This is a genomic window from Superficieibacter electus (assembly GCF_002915575.1).
In the GTDB taxonomy this organism is placed as follows: Bacteria; Pseudomonadota; Gammaproteobacteria; order Enterobacterales; family Enterobacteriaceae; genus Superficieibacter; species Superficieibacter electus.
On record NZ_PQGD01000030.1, the window covers coordinates 1 to 19305 of the forward strand.

Annotated in this window: 18 protein-coding genes and 4 tRNA genes; 6 read left to right on the forward strand and 16 right to left on the reverse strand. The window is 51.2% G+C overall.

Annotation, left to right across the window (positions count from 1 at the left end):
- Nucleotide 1 precedes the first annotated feature (1 nt).
- Nucleotides 2–77: transfer RNA gene (locus CHU32_RS24895), tRNA-Val, on the reverse strand.
- Nucleotides 78–334: 257 nt separating this feature from the next.
- Here CHU32_RS24895 and gltX point away from each other — a divergent pair.
- On the forward strand, nt 335–1750 hold the full coding sequence (gltX, locus tag CHU32_RS24900; protein WP_103674459.1) for a glutamate--tRNA ligase: 1416 nt from the start codon (nt 335–337) through the stop codon (nt 1748–1750).
- A 47-nt stretch (nt 1751–1797) separates the two neighbouring features.
- On the opposite strand, the gene CHU32_RS24905 is transcribed toward gltX, so the two are convergent.
- Both CHU32_RS24905 and CHU32_RS24910 read right to left on the reverse strand, forming a co-directional pair.
- The gene (locus CHU32_RS24905) at nt 1798–2193 is read right to left on the reverse strand and encodes a YfeC-like transcriptional regulator (RefSeq protein WP_103674458.1); all 396 of its coding nucleotides are present in this window, start codon (nt 2191–2193) and stop codon (nt 1798–1800) included.
- Entirely contained in the window at nt 2190–2555 is a 366-nt protein-coding gene (locus CHU32_RS24910; protein WP_103674457.1) for a YfeC-like transcriptional regulator, read from the reverse strand. Before CHU32_RS24910 ends, CHU32_RS24905 begins: the two co-directional genes overlap by 4 nt.
- 220 nt (nt 2556–2775) lie before the next feature.
- Between CHU32_RS24910 and CHU32_RS24915 the strand changes: the two genes are divergently transcribed.
- Nucleotides 2776–2851, forward strand: a tRNA-Ala gene (locus tag CHU32_RS24915).
- A 39-nt stretch (nt 2852–2890) separates the two neighbouring features.
- A tRNA-Ala gene (locus CHU32_RS24920) sits at nt 2891–2966 on the forward strand.
- Nucleotides 2967–3152: 186 nt separating this feature from the next.
- On the opposite strand, the gene nupC is transcribed toward CHU32_RS24920, so the two are convergent.
- Complete coding sequence (nupC, locus tag CHU32_RS24925) at nt 3153–4355, reverse strand: nucleoside permease NupC (RefSeq protein WP_103674456.1); 1203 nt, start codon at nt 4353–4355, stop codon at nt 3153–3155.
- Nucleotides 4356–4705: 350 nt separating this feature from the next.
- Here nupC and CHU32_RS24930 point away from each other — a divergent pair, with 350 nt between their 5' ends.
- Nucleotides 4706–5947 carry an Nramp family divalent metal transporter gene (locus CHU32_RS24930; protein ID WP_103750945.1) on the forward strand — a complete coding sequence of 414 codons (1242 nt, stop codon included), beginning with the start codon at nt 4706–4708 and terminating at the stop codon, nt 5945–5947.
- A gap of 37 nt (nt 5948–5984) precedes the next feature.
- Here CHU32_RS24930 and CHU32_RS24935 read toward each other — a convergent pair whose 3' ends face one another.
- From CHU32_RS24935 to CHU32_RS24945, 3 genes are all read right to left on the reverse strand, one after another.
- Nucleotides 5985–6320 (reverse strand): DUF2502 domain-containing protein, encoded by a 336-nt coding sequence (locus tag CHU32_RS24935; RefSeq protein ID WP_103674454.1) that lies wholly within the window; start codon nt 6318–6320, stop codon nt 5985–5987.
- Nucleotides 6321–6444: 124 nt separating this feature from the next.
- Complete coding sequence (gene mgrA / locus CHU32_RS24940) at nt 6445–7443, reverse strand: L-glyceraldehyde 3-phosphate reductase (RefSeq protein ID WP_103674453.1); 999 nt, start codon at nt 7441–7443, stop codon at nt 6445–6447.
- Nucleotides 7444–7585: 142 nt separating this feature from the next.
- Nucleotides 7586–8821: an ion channel protein gene (locus CHU32_RS24945; protein ID WP_103674452.1), complete on the reverse strand. Its 1236-nt coding sequence runs from the start codon at nt 8819–8821 to the stop codon at nt 7586–7588.
- A 205-nt stretch (nt 8822–9026) separates the two neighbouring features.
- Here CHU32_RS24945 and glk point away from each other — a divergent pair, with 205 nt between their 5' ends.
- Nucleotides 9027–9992, forward strand: coding sequence for a glucokinase (gene glk / locus CHU32_RS24950; protein ID WP_103674451.1), 966 nt, complete (start codon nt 9027–9029; stop codon nt 9990–9992).
- Between the two features lie 38 nt (nt 9993–10030).
- On the opposite strand, the gene CHU32_RS24955 is transcribed toward glk, so the two are convergent.
- Together CHU32_RS24955 and CHU32_RS24960 are read right to left on the reverse strand one after the other, a co-directional pair.
- Complete coding sequence (locus tag CHU32_RS24955) at nt 10031–10762, reverse strand: LytR/AlgR family response regulator transcription factor (RefSeq protein ID WP_103674450.1); 732 nt, start codon at nt 10760–10762, stop codon at nt 10031–10033.
- Nucleotides 10763–10774: 12 nt separating this feature from the next.
- The gene (locus CHU32_RS24960) at nt 10775–12472 is read right to left on the reverse strand and encodes a sensor histidine kinase (RefSeq protein WP_103674449.1); all 1698 of its coding nucleotides are present in this window, start codon (nt 12470–12472) and stop codon (nt 10775–10777) included.
- Between the two features lie 386 nt (nt 12473–12858).
- Between CHU32_RS24960 and alaC the strand changes: the two genes are divergently transcribed.
- Nucleotides 12859–14103, forward strand: coding sequence for an alanine transaminase (alaC, locus tag CHU32_RS24965; RefSeq protein ID WP_103674448.1), 1245 nt, complete (start codon nt 12859–12861; stop codon nt 14101–14103).
- 40 nt (nt 14104–14143) lie between these two features.
- Here alaC and ypdK read toward each other — a convergent pair whose 3' ends face one another.
- The 7 genes from ypdK to CHU32_RS25005 form a co-directional block, all read right to left on the reverse strand.
- Entirely contained in the window at nt 14144–14215 is a 72-nt protein-coding gene (ypdK, locus tag CHU32_RS24970; RefSeq protein ID WP_099458783.1) for a membrane protein YpdK, read from the reverse strand.
- Between the two features lie 383 nt (nt 14216–14598).
- Nucleotides 14599–15762, reverse strand: a complete 1164-nt coding sequence (iadA, locus tag CHU32_RS24975) for a beta-aspartyl-peptidase (protein WP_103674447.1) — start codon at nt 15760–15762, stop codon at nt 14599–14601.
- A 12-nt stretch (nt 15763–15774) separates the two neighbouring features.
- Nucleotides 15775–16236 carry a YjiG family protein gene (locus CHU32_RS24980; protein WP_103674446.1) on the reverse strand — a complete coding sequence of 154 codons (462 nt, stop codon included), beginning with the start codon at nt 16234–16236 and terminating at the stop codon, nt 15775–15777.
- Nucleotide 16237: 1 nt separating this feature from the next.
- Nucleotides 16238–16894 (reverse strand): nucleoside recognition domain-containing protein, encoded by a 657-nt coding sequence (locus CHU32_RS24985; RefSeq protein ID WP_103674445.1) that lies wholly within the window; start codon nt 16892–16894, stop codon nt 16238–16240.
- Nucleotides 16895–17202: 308 nt separating this feature from the next.
- Nucleotides 17203–17742, reverse strand: coding sequence for a DUF2058 domain-containing protein (locus tag CHU32_RS24990; protein WP_103674483.1), 540 nt, complete (start codon nt 17740–17742; stop codon nt 17203–17205).
- A 451-nt stretch (nt 17743–18193) separates the two neighbouring features.
- A tRNA-Arg gene (locus tag CHU32_RS25000) sits at nt 18194–18265 on the reverse strand.
- 75 nt (nt 18266–18340) lie between these two features.
- On the reverse strand, nt 18341–19279 hold the full coding sequence (locus CHU32_RS25005; RefSeq protein WP_103674443.1) for a formate/nitrite transporter family protein: 939 nt from the start codon (nt 19277–19279) through the stop codon (nt 18341–18343).
- Nucleotides 19280–19305: the final 26 nt, after the last annotated feature.

A 19305-nucleotide genomic window follows, 5' to 3' on the forward strand; every position in this document is an offset into this window, starting at 1 on the left:
GTGGTGGGTGATGACGGGATCGAACCGCCGACCCCCTCCTTGTAAGGGAGGTGCTCTCCCAGCTGAGCTAATCACCCCCGCTGTGTGGAGTCGCATTATAGGGAGAGTTGAAAATGAGTCAACGCATTTTCTAAAGAAATTGTTCGTTCGTCGTAAAATTAAACAAATCTATGATTAGGAGTCAGATTCAGCATGATTTATAAACAAAAACAGCAAAGCACGCGCTTGCGGCGGTAACAACATTGAGGAATCAGGCGGGAGTGATAGAATATCTGCCACGCATTTTTTCAGGATTTGCCGGTTGTCGGCATCTTTATAAACGTAAGGCCTTTTCATGAAAATCAAAACGCGCTTCGCGCCCAGCCCGACCGGCTATCTGCATGTCGGTGGTGCACGTACTGCTCTTTACTCCTGGCTTTTTGCCCGTCATCACGGCGGTGAGTTTGTACTGCGTATTGAGGATACCGACCTTGAACGCTCTACTCCTGAAGCTATAGAAGCCATTATGGATGGGATGAACTGGCTGAGCCTGGAGTGGGATGAAGGCCCGTACTATCAGACCAAACGCTTCGATCGCTACAACGCCGTTATTGATGAGATGCTGGAAGCGGGCACTGCCTATAAGTGTTATTGCTCTAAAGAGCGTCTGGAAGCGCTGCGTGAAGAACAAATGGCGAAAGGCGAAAAGCCGCGCTATGACGGCCGCTGCCGCCACGGTCATGAACATCATGCGGATGACGAACCGTGCGTGGTGCGTTTTGCTAACCCGCAGGACGGTTCCGTTATTTTTGACGATCAGATCCGTGGTCCGATTGAGTTCAGCAACCTGGAGCTGGACGATCTGATTATTCGCCGTACCGATGGTTCTCCAACCTATAACTTCTGCGTTGTGGTTGACGACTGGGATATGCAAATTACCCATGTGATCCGTGGTGAAGACCATATCAACAACACGCCGCGCCAGATCAACATCCTGAAAGCGTTGAATGCGCCGGTGCCGGTGTACGCGCACGTTTCGATGATCAACGGCGACGACGGCAAAAAACTCTCCAAGCGCCACGGCGCGGTGAGTGTGATGCAGTATCGCGACGACGGTTACCTGCCGGAAGCGCTGCTGAACTATCTGGTGCGTCTGGGCTGGTCCAGTGGCGATCAGGAAATCTTCAGCCGTGAAGAGATGATTAAGCTGTTTTCTCTCGGCGCGGTCAGCAAATCTGCCAGCGCGTTTAACACCGAAAAATTGCAGTGGCTGAACCATCACTATATCAATACCCTGGCCCCAGAGTATGTCGCGACTCATTTGCAGTGGCATATTGAGCAGGAAAATATTGATACCCGCACCGGGCCGCAGCTCAGTGAACTGGTCAAACTGCTGGGCGAACGTTGCAAAACGCTGAAAGAAATGGCGGCGAGCTGCCGTTATTTCTATGAAGATTTTGCTGAGTTTGATGCGGACGCGGCGAAAAAACACCTGCGCCCGGTGGCGCGCCAGCCGCTGGAAGTGGTGCGCGATAAACTCTCCGCGCTTACCGACTGGTCTGCTGAAAACGTGCACCATGCGATTCAGGCGACAGCGGACGAGCTGGACGTTGGCATGGGCAAAGTGGGGATGCCGCTACGCGTAGCGGTAACGGGAGCAGGGCAGTCTCCGGCGCTGGACGTAACGGTCCATGCTATTGGCAAGACGCGCAGTATTGAGCGCATCAATAAAGCGCTGACGTTTATTGCCGGGCGTGAAAGCCAGCAATAATCGCAGAATCATGCCCGGGAACGTTTAGGCATTCCCGGGCTTCGCGTTTAGTCTTCGTCGCTGACAATCCCCAGACGATGCAGAAAAACACGAATTCCTTCCCGCGCCAGAAAGGCCCAAAGCTGCCGTTGCTCATTTGGCGTTAAATTTTGCAAAATCTGATAAATTTGATGCAGCGGATTTTCTGTATCGACAGCACCGTATTCCAGTCCCACATCGTGAGCCAGTAAAGGAATAGTATGTTTGCGCAGCGCCGGGACATTCGTCAGGTACTCGCACACCTGCTGATCAATATGGATCAACCTTGCTCGTCCACCTTTCACACCCGGAATTTTCTCTGTGCGCCAGTTTTGTTCACGGACCCATCGGTTGATGGTTTGCGTTGCCATGCCAAGGCATTCCGCCAGTTCAACCGTTGTCATTTTGCTTTGTAGTGTGATCATGATGACGGGCTACGAATTCCAAGTCGTTCCAGCAAACCAGTGATGCCTTCACGTAATAAAAGTGATGTGAGTTGTTTTTGTTCGGTCTCGGTCATTTCGTTGGCAAGCGTAAGGAGCAGGATGTCAAACGAGGTATCATTGACCGCCGCATGATAGGTTGCGGTGTTGTCTGACGCCCGCCGGGCGCTATGAATAAATTCCCGCACATTTCCATCTACGTGAACTAGTCGTGCTTTACCACCCTGTACGCCTGGTTTGGGTGAGGTTTCCCATCCCTCTTTGCGTACCCACTTATTAATAGTCTGCCGGCTATAGCCGGTAAGCCTCGCGATTTCGTCCGGCGTCATTCGTTCCTTGATCATACTATTCCCTGACCAGGTGTGTGGAATTAGTAGTTCATGTTATAGCATCATTTTACAGGAAAGGGGCACAAGATTAATGGTGTGCTGCGAGGCGGCTCGCAACCGCATTTGGGTTTGCCTGCTTTTTCAGCAAACGAAAGGGGGAAACCTATTTTGCCGTTGACACTGGCCAAGGGAATTCATATTATGCCGCCCGTCTACTCGACAAGCTTTACGCAACGGGGCTATAGCTCAGCTGGGAGAGCGCTTGCATGGCATGCAAGAGGTCAGCGGTTCGATCCCGCTTAGCTCCACCAAATTCTGCTCCCATCAGATTTGGTGCGTAAAGATGATGTGGGGCTATAGCTCAGCTGGGAGAGCGCTTGCATGGCATGCAAGAGGTCAGCGGTTCGATCCCGCTTAGCTCCACCACCATTCAGACCCTCGCCTGTGGCGGGGGTTTTTTTATTCCGTCAGATAAAACAGACAACGCCTTTCGGCATTATTTCTTCATCGCGCTGATTGCCATAATGGCGAGGCATACGCTTTTTATGGCGTGGGATAAACGACGGGCGTAAAAAAGCCGGGAACGTGTCCCGGCTTAAAAGGAAATGCGAATTACAGTACCAGTGCAGCGATAGACGCGGACAACACGCTCACCAGCGTTGAACCGTAAACCAGCTTCAGGCCAAAGCGGGAAACTACGTTACCCTGCTCTTCGTTAAGACCTTTAATCGCACCCGCGATAATCCCGATAGACGAGAAGTTCGCGAACGACACCAGGAAGACAGAGATGATGCCCTGAGAGCGTGGAGACAGGGTTGCCGCTACTTTTTGCAGATCCAGCATCGCCACGAATTCGTTCGACACCAGTTTGGTGGCCATAATACTACCCACTTGCAACGCTTCGTGTGCCGGCACACCCATTACCCAGGCTACCGGATAGAAGATATAACCAAGGATTTCCTGGAAGGAGATGCTGTGGCCAAACCAACCGGTAACTGTCGCAAACAGGGCATTCAGCGCGGCAATCAGCGCGATAAAGCCGATCAGCATCGCTGCAACAATAATTGCTACTTTAAAGCCTGCCAGAATGTATTCGCCCAGCATTTCGAAGAAACTCTGACCTTCGTGCAGGTTTGACATCTGGATGTTTTCTTCGTGCGCGTCAACGCGGTAAGGGTTGATAAGCGACAGCACGATAAAGGTACTAAACATGTTAAGCACCAGCGCGGCGACAACATACTTAGGTTCAAGCATGGTCATATACGCACCCACGATAGACATGGATACTGTTGACATCGCAGTTGCCGCCATGGTGTACATCCGGTTGCGCGACATCTTGCCGAGAATGTCTTTATAGGCGATAAAGTTCTCAGATTGCCCGAGGATCAGCGAGCTGACGGCGTTAAAAGATTCCAGCTTACCCATGCCGTTGACTTTGGAGAGCAGGAAACCGATCGCACGAATCACTACTGGCAGCACGCGAATATGCTGCAAAATACCGATCAGCGCAGAGATAAAGACGATGGGGCACAGCACTTTCAGGAAGAAGAATGCCAGACCTTCATCATTCATTTTACCGAAGACAAAGTTAGTCCCTTCGTTCGCAAAGCCGAGGAGCTTTTCGAACATTTCGGAGAAGCCTTTCACAAAACCCAGGCCAATGTCTGAGTTAAGGAAGAACCAGGCCAGTAAAACTTCAATCACCAGAAGTTGAACGACGTAGCGAATGCGAATTTTTTTACGGTCGCTGCTGACCAGCAGAGCGAGCAGCGCAACAACGACTAACGCCAGAATAAAGTGCAGAACGGCGGACATATTTGCTCCGAATATGAGGCAGGTTTAGTTTTCGTGCACATTCTATGTAACAACACCAAAGAAAACGAGATCAAACCCGCAATATAGTAAGTTCCTGTGAGCAATCTCAAAAATAGTGATCTACCAGACATTTTAATTATGTCGCTCAAAATGGTGAAAAGTTGCGTTGATGTACTACTCTGTTAACATTAGTGCCAATAACTAAAACAAATACCATCCTACCAGACATCCAGCCCGGCTATTGTTTCGGCCTATCAGAGAAATCAATTTCAACGTTATAAATGATCTTGATAATCATTCTCATTTTGATAGCATGAAACATAGCAAAGGCTATATTTCAGAGGCAAAGAATGAGCAACAGTCGCGTTGATAGTACTACCGGTAAGGCCGGGCGCAGATTAAGGCTGGCGCTGATGGGGCCCGCTTTTATTGCCGCTATTGGCTATATCGATCCTGGTAACTTCGCGACCAACATTCAGGCGGGAGCGAGTTTTGGCTATCAGTTGCTGTGGGTGGTGGTATGGGCCAACCTGATGGCGATGCTGATTCAGGTGCTGTCCGCCAAGCTGGGAATCGCCACCGGCAAAAACCTGGCGGAACAAATTCGCGATCATTATCCCCGGCCGCTGGTGTGGTTTTACTGGGTGCAGGCGGAAATTATCGCCATGGCGACAGATCTTGCGGAGTTTATCGGTGCGGCAATCGGCTTTAAGATGCTTTTTGGAGTCTCTCTGTTACAGGGGGCGGTACTGACGGGCATTGCGACCTTTTTAATTCTGATGCTACAGCGTCGTGGGCAAAAGCCGCTGGAAATGGTGATTGGCGGGCTGCTGCTGTTTGTTGCGGCCGCGGATATTGTTGAGCTGATCTTCTCCCGCCCGGAGATGGCTGCATTGACGCGCGGCATGATTATTCCTTCGCTACCGGGCACCGATGCGGTGTTTCTCGCGGCTGGCGTGCTGGGCGCAACGATTATGCCGCACGTTATTTACCTGCATTCCTCGCTGACACAAAATCAGCATGCCGGTACACGCAAAGAGCGCTATTCCGCCACGCGCTGGGATGTAGCCTTTGCGATGACCATTGCCGGGTTTGTTAACCTGGCGATGATGGCAACCGCAGCCGCCGCGTTTCATTTTAACGGCCATACCGGCATTGCCGACCTTGAAGAGGCGTATCTGACGCTGGAACCCTTGCTTAGCCATGCAGCGGCGACGGTCTTTGGCCTGAGTCTGGTGGCGGCCGGCCTGTCATCCACCGTCGTCGGGACGCTGGCCGGGCAGGTGGTGATGCAGGGGTTTATTCGTTTCCATATTCCGCTGTGGGTACGCCGCACGGTAACCATGTTGCCTTCCTTTATTGTCATCCTTATGGGGCTTGATCCCACCCGCATTCTGGTGATGAGCCAGGTACTTCTCAGTTTTGGGATTGCATTAGCCCTTGTGCCGTTGCTGGTCTTTACCAGTAACCGTGAATTAATGGGAGAGCTGGTGAACAGCACGTTGATTAAGCGTACCGGCTGGACCATTGTGGTGTTGGTGGTGGTGCTGAATGGCTGGTTGCTGGTGGGAACGTTACTGGATTTAGCCTGATAATGCGCCGTGGCCTGAGGTAGACCACGGCGTGATATTAATGATGATGTCCGTGATGGCCGCGCCCTGGCGGACCCCGGCGATCGTTACGATCGTGCCATCCCTCGCGATACCCTCGTTCATAAGCCCGACGGTCATCCCACCCGCGATAACGTGGAGGTTCGTGCCGCCACCAGCGATTTTTCCGCCATTCATAATTACGATGCCAGTAATCACGATCGCGCCAGTGACCGCCGTCCCAGTAATTACCTGAACGATCGCGATCGCCAATCTGCAATTTCACAGAGGGCAACAGAGTAATTTCCTCCGCGCTGGCGATAAGCGGGGCGGTAGAGGCTACCAGAACAGCAGCCAGAATCAGCGACCTGAACATAATTTTCTCCTTCACGGCCGGGATGATAGCGGCCTGTTAAACAAATATTACGGGGCCGTAAAGCCCCGTAGCATCCGATTAACTCTTAAAGTCACTGAAGGCGCATTTTTTGTTAAAAAAAGTGTCAGTCCGCACGATTCAGGATGGCATCGATGTCTGCGCATTCCTGTTCGCTAAAGTGACGGTTCTTAAGCATACCCGCAGCATCATCAAGCTGTGCGGTTTTGCTGGCACCGATCAACACCGAGGTGACGTGGTCGCCACGTAGCACCCAGGCGAGCGCCATTTGCGAAAGTTTCTGTCCGCGTTTTTCCGCCAGCGCGTTGAGCTGGCGGATTTTAGCGACTTTACTTTCCGTGATTTGCTCAGGATTCAAAAAGCGACTGCCGCTGGCGGCGCGGGAATCTGGGGGAATACCATTGAGATAACGGTCCGTTAACAGCCCTCCCGCCAGTGGAGAGAAGGCAATACTGCCCACGCCTTTGTCTTCAAGAACGTCCAGCAATCCCTCTTCTACCCAGCGCTCAAACATCGAGTATTTGGGCTGATGAATCAGGCATGGCGTACCGAGATCGTTAAGGATATCTATCGCCTGACGCGCCAGTTCGGCCGGGTAGTTGGAAAGACCAACGTAAAGCGCTTTCCCTTGTCGCACAATATGATCCAGCGCGCGCATGGTTTCACTCAGCGGTGTCTCAGGATCAGGACGGTGGTGATAGAAAATATCAACGTACTCCAGCCCCATACGCTTGAGACTTTGGTCAAGGCTTGAAATCAGATATTTACGTGACCCCCAGTCACCATAGGGGCCTTCCCACATGGTATAGCCAGCTTTAGATGAGATAATCAGTTCATCGCGGTAAGGCAAAAAGTCTTCGCGCAGGATGCGCCCAAAGTTGCTCTCTGCCGATCCCGGAGGCGGGCCATAGTTGTTGGCTAAATCAAAATGCGTAATACCCAGATCGAAGGCGTGTTGCAGAAGCTGGCGGCTTGTTTCCACCAGCGTGGCGTCGCCGAAGTTATGCCATAACCCCAGTGATACCGCCGGAAGTTTTAACCCACTCTGCCCGCAGCGACGGTATTCCATCGTCTCATAACGTGTGGGATTTGCCTGATAAACCATGCTGTTATCCTTATCGAAAGACAAATGTATGCGTTTACACAGTACACGCTTTCCCGATAAATTACCCGGCAGCGTTCACAAAATCAGACGGGTCAGAAAATACAGGGTAAGAATTATTTTCCGTAATTATCCTGCACGTTCATCATTCTTTCTTGCGGTGTGCCATCAGCATCGGCTTACCGGCCAGTAGTAGCCATGCCGGCAGCATCACGATACACAGCAGCGGTAGCAGGGTGGTGTCCGGCACGACCACCGCCGCCATAAAAAGGCTCAGCCAGCCGTCGCGTGTGACCACCAGTACCAGTCCCAGAATGGCACAGGAAACGGTAATGGCCGCGGGCACTGCATCAACATGGGCGTGTAGTCCCAGCCCCAACGCTACGGCAACAAAGACGGCAGGGAAAATGCGCCCACCACGAAATCCGCAGGCAGCGGCAATAACCAGCGCGGCCAGTTTTACCAGGGCGATCAGTAAAAAGTCAGATGCACTGAGCGTCTGGCTAAAGCCCAATTGCTGCATTTCATCCAGACCTTTAAATAGCGTAATGTGACCGCCAATAACACCCAGCAGACCAAGCGCAAACCCCCCGATGCCCAGAATCAGCACCGGATGTTTAAGCCGGTGCATGAGCGCGTGCAGGCGAGGCAGACACCAGACGGCAATCATACCTACGGCAATCGCGATGGCTACCACCACGGTTCCGCTGACAATATCAATGAGCTTAAGCTGAGTGTAATGAGGAATGGCCAGCGAAAACTGAGGATGAAAAAAGAGGCCGGTGGTCAACGCTCCGGCAGCGGCGGCCAACAGGGGAGCAAATAACCGATCCCACATCGGCACATCGTTACTGCCGCTTAAAGTCTGTGAAAAAATCAGCGCTGCGGCAACGGGCGTACCAAATAGTGCGCCGATGGTCCCCGCTGAAGCGAGAATTGTCCAGTCCAGGGCATTCACCCGTGGGAGAAATCGCGTACCCAATGCGACGGCCAGCGCAATATTGACTGCCATTACCGGATGTTCTGGTCCGAGGCTGACGCCTCCGGCAAGCCCGAGAATTAACGCAATGATAAGACCCGGCAGTGCCATAGTTGGTACTGGCGCACCAATCAGTGGCTCTGTGGCAGGATCGGGGCCGCCATGCCCTGCGCTATAATGGATGACTGCACCCACCGCCGCCCCGGTCAGCGTCAGAATGAGCACTATCCACCAGGAGGAATCCAGCGCCACGCCCAGACGGGCTGGTACACTCGTCCACAGGACAAACTGCAGCACGGCGGCAATTTTCATAATGACTATCAGGATCAAGCTGGAGGCAACCCCGATGCAAAGGGCAGGCACAGACAGTATCAACATGGTTCTGGCTCGCGGGTGGAGCATGATGATTTCCTTTTAGCTGAATTCGGGCATCACTTTGCCCACACTTTGACATAGGGTTAGTGCAAATGGTGCTGAAACGGTAAAGTTATTATGTGACACAGATCTATAATCCAGGGGCACTTAGAATATGGACGTTGTTGTTAGCTCGCCATGAATTTACAGTGTGCCAAAAGATTTATTCTGACTTTAGCGGAGCAGTAAAAGAATGACAAAGTATGCTTTAGTGGGGGACGTGGGAGGCACGAACGCGCGTCTGGCGTTATGTGACGTGACGAGCGGCGAGATTTCCCAGGCGAAAACCTATTCAGGTCTGGATTACCCCAGCCTTGAAGCGGTCGTACGCGTATATTTGCAAGAACATAACGTTGAGGTTGAAGACGGTTGTATCGCTATCGCCTGTCCGATTACCGGCGACTGGGTGGCAATGACCAACCATACCTGGGCATTCTCCATTGCTGAAATGAAAAAAAATCTCGGCTTCGCGCATCTGGAAATCATTAATGATTTTACTGCCGTATCCATGGCGATCCCGATGCTGAAAGCTGAACATCTGATTCAGTTTGGCGGTAGCGAGGCGGTTTCGGGCAAGCCGATTGCCGTTTATGGCGCGGGGACGGGGCTTGGCGTGGCACATCTGGTGCACGTTGATAAACGCTGGGTCAGCCTGCCGGGTGAGGGCGGTCACGTGGATTTCGCGCCAAACAGCGAAGAAGAGGCAATTATTCTCGAAGAACTGCGGGCTGAGCTGGGTCATGTGTCCGCCGAGCGCGTTCTTTCCGGACCAGGACTGGTAAATCTCTACCGGGCGATTGTGAAATCTGACGGACGCCTGCCGGAAAACTTACAGCCGAAAGATATTACCACCCGTGCACTGGAAGACAGCTGCATTGACTGTCGCCGTGCGTTATCCCTGTTCTGCGTCATCATGGGGCGTTTTGGTGGCAACCTGGCGCTTACGCTGGGTACCTTTGGCGGCGTGTATATTGCCGGTGGCATTGTGCCACGGTTTCTGGAATTTTTTAAAGCGTCAGGTTTCCGTGGCGGCTTTGAAGACAAAGGCCGTTTTAAAGCCTATGTTCAGGATATCCCGGTATATCTGATTGTCCATGATAACCCAGGTCTGCTGGGCTCCGGTGCGCATCTGCGCCAGACGCTGGGCCAAACGCTGTAAAATACGCCGCGCGGGACCGTGTTCCCGCCGGTGAATATTTACAGGTGCATAAGCTGGCGAAACTCTTTCACCTTGCTGCGGCTGACCGGCACCTCAAACTCAAGGTCGCGCAGGCGCAAAATATAGGTGTTATTAAACCACGGCTCTATCTCGCGAATTTTATTCAGGTTCACACAGTACGAGCGGTGACAGCGGAAAAAATGTGACGCGGGCAGCTTGCTACAAAACTCGGTGATGTTCATTGGCATCACCCAGGATTCACGTTTGGTATAGACGAAGGTCATTTTTTCATGGGCTTCAGCGTAGTAAATATCGTTGATGCTGGTGACGTAGATGCGTTCGTCTTTTATCAGGTTGATCGTGTCATTTTCGCGAGTGAGGGGAGGAGCGACCCCGGTACCCGTTTGTTGCTGCCACGCATTTTCCAGCTTTTGCAGCATGGTGATAATCCGCGACTCCTGATAAGGCTTCAGAATGTAGTCAAACGCCTCAAGTTCAAACGCTTCTACCGCGTGCTCTTTCCAGGCAGTAATAAACACGATAAACGGCTTGTGCGCGAACTGGCTGATATTTTGCGCCAGCAGTACGCCATCCAGCGAGGGGATATTGATATCAAGAAACAGGGCATCAACCTTGTTGTGCTGTAAAAATTTCAGCACATCAAGCCCATCATCAAATGTCCCGACGATCTCCATCTGACTGTGCGTTTTGATAAGCCAGCTCAATTCCTGCTGCGCCAGAACTTCATCTTCGACAATAATAACTTTCATCGTTTTCTCCGGTCAGGTCAGCAAGGTGGCTGGGGCGGCAAGTGTTGTACGCTGATTGGGCACATAAAAAGCGATTTCAGTACCCGGCTCCAGTCGGCGGATATGTAGCCCTTCGCCATACAGCAATCTGACCCGGTGATGGACGTTGAGCAGGCCGATTTTATTGCCCGGCATTTCATTGGCCTCCACACGCTCAATCACTTGTGGATCGATGCCGTTCCCGGTATCACGCACGCTAATATGCACCCGGTTGCCACACTCGGCAATCGCAATGGTCACTACGCCTTTACCCTTACAGGGCTGAATACCGTGAACAATAGCGTTTTCCACCAGCGGCTGGATCAGCAGACTTGGAATAACGCAGCTTACTTCATCGTCGATGTCATAAATCACCGTGAGCTTGTCACCAAACCGCGCCTGCTCAATCGCAATGTAATCTTTAATCTGATACAGCTCTTTTTTGATATCGATGTGCTCGTCGTCATTCAGCTCAATGTTATAACGCAGGTAGCGGGAAAGATTATAAATGAGCTGGCGCGCGGTATCCGGATTCAGGCGAATCATTGAAGAAATCGCATTCAGGGCGTTAAACAGAAAATGAGGATTGATTTTACTTTGCAGAGCGCGCAGTTCTGCCTTATTGGCCATTTCCCGCAGTTGTTCGGCGCGGGAAACTTCCAGTTGCGTGGAAATGATCTGCGACAGACCAATGGCCATCTCCTGTAAGGACGACGTGATCTGATGGGCATGGCAATAATAAATCTTGAGCGTTCCGGTCACAATACCTTTCTCCCACAGAGGGATCACCAGCATAGAGTGAATTTCAGGGGTGCGGTGCGCTTCGTCATTGTTTTTAATAATGATTTTGCCGGAATTAATTGCCTGGCGGGTGGTGGGACTAATGGCGTCGTCATTATCATGGTAGTTATCCTCACCGACGCCCACATAGGCCAGCACGCGATCATTATTGGTAATAGCAACCGCATCGGCATCAATATCATTACGAATAATATCGCAGACCTGACGCAGAGACTCGATATTCACATTGCGAAACAGCGGTAGCGTTTTATTGGCAATTTCCAGCGCCAGCTTGGCCTGGCGGGCGGCGCTGGCCTCTTTTTCACCTTCCACACTGCGCACCAGTAAGACAATAAAGCCAATACAAACGCTGCCAAGGATCATGGGAATGCCGATTTTGGAGACGATATCCATACCCAGCGGCAGCGTAGGAGCCCATATCACGACGAGGATCATGGTAAGCGTTTCGCACAGCATTCCCCCGAGGATGCCGATGCGCCAGTGCTGCGCCTTGGGCACCTTTTGATGAATTAAACCGGAAAAAATCCCGGCAATGATGCTGGTGATAAAGCAGGGAACCGCCGTGACGCCACCGATATCAATAAGATATCGATGAGTGCCGGCAATAATGCCGGTAATGATCCCCACCCACGGCCCAAACAGAATCCCACCGGACATTACGGCGATCACCCGCACGTTTACCAGAGAACCTTCTACCGGCACACCCGACCAGGTGCTAAACAGGGCAAAGAGAGAAAAGAGGGCGGTAACCGCCAGCAACTCCTGCGGTGTGTGCGCTGATTTATGCAGTAACTCGCGAAAAAGGCGGATTCTTATCAGGAAAAACAAACAGATAAGCATTAATGCCGCGCGATCGAATACTGCCAGCAGCATAGTGAATATTTCGTGCATGGGGTAACCATGTAAAACGTGTGATAACACTATGATAAAAAACCTGCGAGCAGATGACCAGCAAGATGTATTTTTGAAAACAGGGAAATACCACAAAAATAAAAGGGGATTGTAGGGGCGGTGCATGCAAGCTGGCAAAGCGGCTGTTAACGCAAAATTTTAAGTAAATAATTTTATGCTGTTGTGTTAAATAAATATTTCATTTAACCATAAATACATCCTGATTTTTGTCATTTACTTTTTCTCGCTTCCGGTTTTAGTCTGAGGTGATTATTTTTAGCTTCCCCTCTCGACAGCGAGATTTTTTTCAGGTTATTTTCTTGTTGTGCCACATCGGTGGCCGCGTCGCTCGGACGGTCCGGGCGCTAACGTAATCTGAGGTATTTATGGCTGAGTTCACTCCTGAACGCCGTTTCACGCGTATCGATCGTCTTCCCCCTTATGTGTTCAATATTACGGCTGAACTGAAAATGGCTGCGCGTCGGCGCGGTGAAGATATTATCGATTTCAGCATGGGAAATCCGGATGGAGCCACGCCGCCGCATATCGTTGAGAAACTCTGCACGGTGGCGCAGCGTCCCGATACGCACGGTTATTCCACCTCACGCGGCATTCCGCGTCTGCGCCGCGCTATCTCGCGCTGGTATCAGGATCGTTATGCGGTGGAAATTGATCCGGAAAGTGAAGCCATTGTGACGATAGGCTCGAAAGAAGGGCTGGCGCATTTGATGCTGGCGACACTCGATCATGGTGATACGGTACTGGTACCGAATCCGAGCTATCCGATCCACATTTACGGCGCGGTGATTGCCGGCGCTCAGGTGCGTTCTGTCCCGCTGGTGGAAGGCGTGGACTTTTTTAACGAACTGGAGCGCGCCATTCGTGAAAGCTATCCGAAACCGAAAATGATGATCCTCGGTTTCCCTTCCAATCCTACCGCACAGTGCGTGGAGCTGGAATTTTTTGAAAAAGTGGTTGCCCTGGCGAAACGTTATGACGTGCTGGTGGTGCATGACCTGGCCTATGCCGATATCGTCTATGATGGCTGGAAAGCCCCGTCAATTATGCAGGTTCCCGGGGCGCGGGATGTGGCGGTGGAATTTTTCACCCTGTCAAAAAGTTACAATATGGCGGGCTGGCGTATTGGTTTCATGGTGGGCAATAAAACTCTGGTCAGCGCGCTGGCAAGGATCAAAAGCTATCACGACTACGGTACCTTCACGCCGCTTCAGGTGGCAGCCATTGCCGCACTGGAAGGCGATCAGCAGTGCGTGAAGGATATTGCTGAGCAGTATAAACGCCGTCGCGACGTGCTGGTAAAAGGCCTGCACGAAGCCGGATGGATGGTAGAGATGCCTAAAGCCTCCATGTATGTCTGGGCCAAAATTCCGCAGCAATATGCTGCAATGGGATCGCTGGAGTTTGCCAAAAAGCTGCTTCAGGATGCGAAGGTTTGCGTCTCGCCTGGTATTGGCTTTGGTGATTATGGTGATACGCATGTCCGTTTCGCGCTGATCGAAAACCGTGATCGTATTCGTCAGGCGGTGCGCGGTATTAAAGCGATGTTCAGAGCGGATGGTCTGCTTGCGCTTAACCCGAGGAGTATGGCGGAAAGCGCCGGGCAGGAATGAAAAAAGCGCCGTCAGGCGCTTTTTTTACACTCATTTTTGCTCAGATCATTAAGGCAAATGTTCCGGCCCAGACAATTACCATCACCGAAATGCCCATAAAAAAATATTTCACGTTTCATCGCTCCGCGCATCCATCGATACGCCAAAAGAACAAGGCTCACTGAGTATAGAGAGCTGACGCTACCGCCGTTTCGAATTGAGATTTATCTCTTTTCTGACCCCAGCATCACCCCGGAATTTTGCGTCTCTTAACGCAATACGGGGGCTAATGTACGCCTAAAAAAGTACGGTGACAAGGGGCAATTTTCTATTTAAATTTAGTTACTTATGAGTGTCTCATATCGGCGACACTTTGATTTCGTGCAGTGATAAATCGCTATCCAGCGAACCTATACATTTAACTTATGTATGTGTGAAAGTGTGAAAAAAGTGACTAGCCCGGATGCGCTCAGCCAGGAATGGCGAAGGCCATAACGCCCTCGCCATGGGCGGTTTTTACTCAAAGGTTCCTTTAACGCAGACGATGCTGTCACGCATCATGGCTCTGCCTTTTGCCCAGACGTCCTGCACGCACAGGTCATCATTTAGTACGACCAGGTCCGCATCACAGCCCGATGCAATTTGGCCTTTATGCGCAAACCCCAGGAACTCAGCAACGTTACGCGTCAATGGATGCAGCGCTACTTCCAGCGGAATATGGTGCTGCTGCACCAACTGGCGGACCGTGGCTGGCATTGAGTCAAAACCAGCTACCCCAAAGCCGATTAAGTTGCCTTCTTCATCGAATTCCGGCTGGCTACCGTTGCCGTCAGAACTTAATGTCAGACGTGACAGATGCACCTTGTCATTCAGCGCGGTAACAATGGCTAATGCCGGATCGATGGGAGCATCAATACTGCTGGTAATATCAATATAACCCCCTTCCCGGGCAAAATGCTGCGCCGCTAAAAAGAGGGTTTCCGAGCGGTTGACGTGCGTGGGCAGGAGCTTGGTGATCGGAACATCAGAATTTTGCAACACGTCATAAAGGGGTTCCAGCAGCCGTGGGCTGTCGCCCATATGAAAGACGCTGATACCTGCTTTACTTCCCAGAAGTCCACCGGTTCTTGACTGCGCGGCCATATTGGCCAGCTCGCTGCTTTGCGGTGCGGAAGAGCGGTGATCGGAGACCGCGCATTTCACGCCGATGATTTTATCAATCAGCGCCACATCACGATCAATACTGCCGGTAACCGTGACAGAAGGAAGGGAGTAGGAGCCAGTGAGCATCCACGCACTGATGCCTTCATTTTCCAGCGCACGTGTTTTGGCGAGTAATGATTCAGGATGACGAGTAATGCCATCGGTTCCCAACAGGCCCACCACCGAAGTAATACCGGCTTTAATCAGATGTGATAAGCGGACCTCAGGCGTGCGGGTATGAGGCCCGGCTTCTCCACCGCCACCAATCAAATGAACATGCTGATCGATAAATCCCGGACACAGAATCGCACCGTTCAGTTCAATGACTTCACAATCAGGCAGCCCTTGCGGGTCGATATTGGCTTCAATCGCGACGATTTTGCCGCCGGCAACCAGAACATCCCGGATGCCGAGATGATCAGGGGAGTAAACCGTTCCCTGACGAAAGAGTTTTAGCCCCAGCACTGACAAATCCATGTAGGTCTCCTTTTAAACCAGTGCCTGCATCACCCACAGGGAGAGCAGGGCGTTAATAACGCAGATAGCAATGATGTGTGGATAGTATTTGGGCTTTACGCCAGCAGTACCCAGGCAGCGGCCCACGTTCTGTACCGGATTACCCATCAAATAAATGGCGGGCAGGAGAACGGTCGCATCATGGCCAGTTAACACGCCCTTGACGACCAGGCTGGCACATACACCGACGCCTCCGCCCATACTCATAACAGACGCCAGCAGAACTGTTGCTGCCTCGCCCGGTAAGCCCCAGAGGGCCATCACCGGTTCACAAATTTTACCGACAATATCCAATAAACCAGTGACCGTGAGTGCTTGGATAATCACGAACGCCATAACGACATTAGGCAGCAAGCTGGTCGTTGCAATAGTGAAACCGCGCCGCGCCCCGTCGGTGAAGAGGTCCATTATATTTTTGCGAGTTTGTACGGTCATGTTATGCCTCCCCTGACTGACGGCGTTCTATCTGTGCAATCCAGGCCCGGAGCAGATTTGCTCCAATAAATTTAAATACAAGGATCACCGCCAGCGGCGTAATAACCGGAACAGTAATGGTGGTAAAAAGCGCGGCAGCCGAGGAGAAGTAATTGGTGATGATGGCACTGCCGCTGGTTTGATATGTAGCGAAAATAGCCCTTTCCTGCTCGGAGATAACCCCTTCTTCCGCCAGTTCTTTGGTCATCCCTGCGGCAGCATCAGTATTTTGCAGGTTGGCAATCAATGCCAGAGAACAAATACCGGGGATACCCAGCAACGGGCGCAGAATGGGAGTCATTAACTGTTGTGCTGCACGCAGCCCACCAAGACCTTCAGTTACAGAAATAATGCCCAGCGAGAGAATAACGGAAGGGGCCAGTTCCAGCGCAAAGAGAAAGCCATCTTTTGCGCCGGTACCACCAGCACCCCGGAAAGAAAGTGCTTTTTCACCCGCCGCGTTGATCTGCCCAAAAGAGCCGTTCAGGACCGTAAAATCAAATACCCGCCACCATTCGCTGCTTTTGGCGAACATACCCGAAAAAAAGATGATTGTGACAAAAAAAGCCAGATAGCCAATCCAACTGACCTTCTCCTGCACGGGAGAAGTATTTTTCATATTGTCCTCCTGACAATCGTTTTCGTAGTCAAAAGAACTTAAAACGAAATTTGTCATAAAGACGAGAGGGGGGCAGGCATTATAGGAATAAATTTAGAACTACGGGCTAAAAGGATTGTGTGTAAAATCAGCAGTGATAAGGGCTGGCTGGGGGTTGTTACCAATAAGTAAAAATAGATACTGTCAGCCTGATTTCATCGCCGACATCTGTTTTCTCTGCTAACGTGCTCGATAATTTCAGGTCTGAACGCAAGCAGAGGTGAATATCATCTCTGCCTGACCGGGACTTGTGCCCGGTACATTAGCCATCACCACATCAAATCATCAGGCACGACAAAATCGGCATAGGGGTCGTCTTCGTCCTTCGCTTGCTGACTCAGCTCGCTACTGAATACAATGTAGCTTGCATCGCGCTGGGCAATTTTATTGGCCACGCTTGCAGGTATGATCGCGTATTCGCTCTCGGTGCTGTTGTCAGCCATCAGACGAGCAATGGCAAGGCGACCATTGATCAAATGCGCCTGCGTCATTTTATCAACAATGATTTTTTTTATGACATTGTGGTCCGTAAAGTTATAGCCAATATCGCCTCTGGCAATAACAATTTTATTCATTTCAATGAGTTGTTTGATCTGCGCTTTATATTCTTTTGATAAGGCGGCCTGCTTTTGCTCATCGCTTAATTGCTTATCACGCGCCAGCTGTGCCTTTTTATTTTCTTCCACCGCTTCTCGTGCTTCACGCGCCTGAACCCGCGATTTTTTAGCGGTTCTCTGCACTTTCGCCATTTTTTTGCTGGTGACGAGTCCCGCTTTAAGCATCTGCTCTTGTAAGGTTAATTTTGCCATATTCGTTTCTACATCCGCTAAGACAGTGCCAGGGATTATAACCATAACGTTTGCATCCATACCAGATGACGAGTCAGATTTACCGGTGCTCTCTCCTGGCGTTTTTTGCGCTTCTCCTGAATGAGATGCTCATCAAATTAAGCACTACACAGAGTGTCAACAGTCTCAAGTTTATGCTCGGCCATGCTGGAAAATACCGGGTGAGTCGTAGCCATAACGCCCCCAGAAATAGTTTCATCAATGGTGTGATTATCAGGGATGTCACTGCCTTACGTTACACACTCCTACTCCGACCGCACGTCGTCAGGTATTTGCCGCACCATGAAGGGACATTGAATGTTGTGTTTATGGGAGTTATTTGCTGGAAGTGGAAAGATATGAATTATCGCTCAACGCCTTGCGTGGCGCGGGATGTGTGGTTTTTGTTGGGGTAGGCTGAAAATGAGCAAAGTGTCCCCTGCAGGAATCGAACCTGCAACTAGCCCTTAGGAGGGGCTCGTTATATCCATTTAACTAAGGGGACAAGGCGGCAAGAGTATAACGGTAATTCGTTACTGCGTTAAGCATCTTGCCGCCTGACTGCTCAAAGAGTCGCCATTTACCCGTGTTTCGCTTCTTTCTTGCGCTTTGCCTGCTCATCAGCCTGTGCTTTTGCTTCGGCTTTACGGGCATTGCTCATGTCATTGCGGATTTGCGCATGACTTAGCAGAGCGAAAATAAAAGTCCCGCCGCAAATGTTACCGGCAAGCGTCGGCAGGGCGAAAGGCCAGAAAAACTCATGCCATTGCAGATCACCGTTAAAGACAAGATAGAGTACTTCAACAGTCCCCACCACGATGTGCGTTGTATCCGCGAGAGCGATAAGCCAGGTCATCAGGATAATCACCACGATCTTTGCCGAACCAGCGGAGGGAAACATCCAGACCATGGTGGCAATGATCCAGCCGGAGATGATGGCGTTGGCGAACATCTCAAACGGCGTGTTTTTCATAATGTCCATCCCGATTTTCACGAACGCGTCGCGAGTCGGCTCGTCAAATACCGGCATATATTCAAATGCCCACGCGGCGGTGCCGGTACCAATCAGGTTACCAAGCAGAACCACGCCCCACAGCCGCAGCAGCAGGCCGATATTGCGCAATGTAGGGTTCTGCATGATAGGCAGCACGGCGGTGACGGTGTTTTCCGTAAATAGCTGCTGGCGCGCCATAATGACGATCACAAAGCCGAAGGTATAGCCCAGGTTTTCCAGCAAAAAACCGCCCGGAACGCCTTCAAGTTGCACGTGAAAGATCCCTTTGGCAAGGAGCGACGCCCCCATTGAGAGACCCGCCGCGATGGCGGACCATAGCAATGCCATTGCATCACGTTCCAGCTCCTTTTCGCCATCCTGGCGGATATGTTCATGGATGGCCATCGCGCGGGACGGTAAACGGTCTTCATCCACTTCAATGTCCTTGCCCTGTGAGTTCTCATCGCTTTCTACAGCGTGCTCGTCTTCCTCTTTACCAATTTTTTCTTCTTCTAACTTGTCCATATACGTCACCCGCTTTGAAAATATCT

Excerpts from the sequence above, each read along its gene's own strand:
- CHU32_RS24930 (WP_103750945.1), top strand. The coding sequence starts at position 4,706 with ATGAGCAACAGTCGCGTTGATAGTACTACCGGTAAGGCCGGGCGCAGA.
- CHU32_RS24960 (WP_103674449.1), bottom strand. The coding sequence starts at position 12,472 with ATGCACGAAATATTCACTATGCTGCTGGCAGTATTCGATCGCGCGGCA.
- CHU32_RS25005 (WP_103674443.1), bottom strand. The coding sequence starts at position 19,279 with ATGGACAAGTTAGAAGAAGAAAAAATTGGTAAAGAGGAAGACGAGCAC.
- CHU32_RS24910 (WP_103674457.1), bottom strand. The coding sequence starts at position 2,555 with ATGATCAAGGAACGAATGACGCCGGACGAAATCGCGAGGCTTACCGGC.
- CHU32_RS24945 (WP_103674452.1), bottom strand. The coding sequence starts at position 8,821 with ATGCTCCACCCGCGAGCCAGAACCATGTTGATACTGTCTGTGCCTGCC.
- nupC (WP_103674456.1), bottom strand. The coding sequence starts at position 4,355 with ATGTCCGCCGTTCTGCACTTTATTCTGGCGTTAGTCGTTGTTGCGCTG.
- glk (WP_103674451.1), top strand. The coding sequence starts at position 9,027 with ATGACAAAGTATGCTTTAGTGGGGGACGTGGGAGGCACGAACGCGCGT.
- gltX (WP_103674459.1), top strand. The coding sequence starts at position 335 with ATGAAAATCAAAACGCGCTTCGCGCCCAGCCCGACCGGCTATCTGCAT.
- CHU32_RS24990 (WP_103674483.1), bottom strand. The coding sequence starts at position 17,742 with ATGGCAAAATTAACCTTACAAGAGCAGATGCTTAAAGCGGGACTCGTC.
- CHU32_RS24935 (WP_103674454.1), bottom strand. The coding sequence starts at position 6,320 with ATGTTCAGGTCGCTGATTCTGGCTGCTGTTCTGGTAGCCTCTACCGCC.
- CHU32_RS24985 (WP_103674445.1), bottom strand. The coding sequence starts at position 16,894 with ATGAAAAATACTTCTCCCGTGCAGGAGAAGGTCAGTTGGATTGGCTAT.
- iadA (WP_103674447.1), bottom strand. The coding sequence starts at position 15,762 with ATGGATTTGTCAGTGCTGGGGCTAAAACTCTTTCGTCAGGGAACGGTT.
- CHU32_RS24980 (WP_103674446.1), bottom strand. The coding sequence starts at position 16,236 with ATGACCGTACAAACTCGCAAAAATATAATGGACCTCTTCACCGACGGG.
- CHU32_RS24905 (WP_103674458.1), bottom strand. The coding sequence starts at position 2,193 with ATGATCACACTACAAAGCAAAATGACAACGGTTGAACTGGCGGAATGC.
- alaC (WP_103674448.1), top strand. The coding sequence starts at position 12,859 with ATGGCTGAGTTCACTCCTGAACGCCGTTTCACGCGTATCGATCGTCTT.
- CHU32_RS24955 (WP_103674450.1), bottom strand. The coding sequence starts at position 10,762 with ATGAAAGTTATTATTGTCGAAGATGAAGTTCTGGCGCAGCAGGAATTG.
- mgrA (WP_103674453.1), bottom strand. The coding sequence starts at position 7,443 with ATGGTTTATCAGGCAAATCCCACACGTTATGAGACGATGGAATACCGT.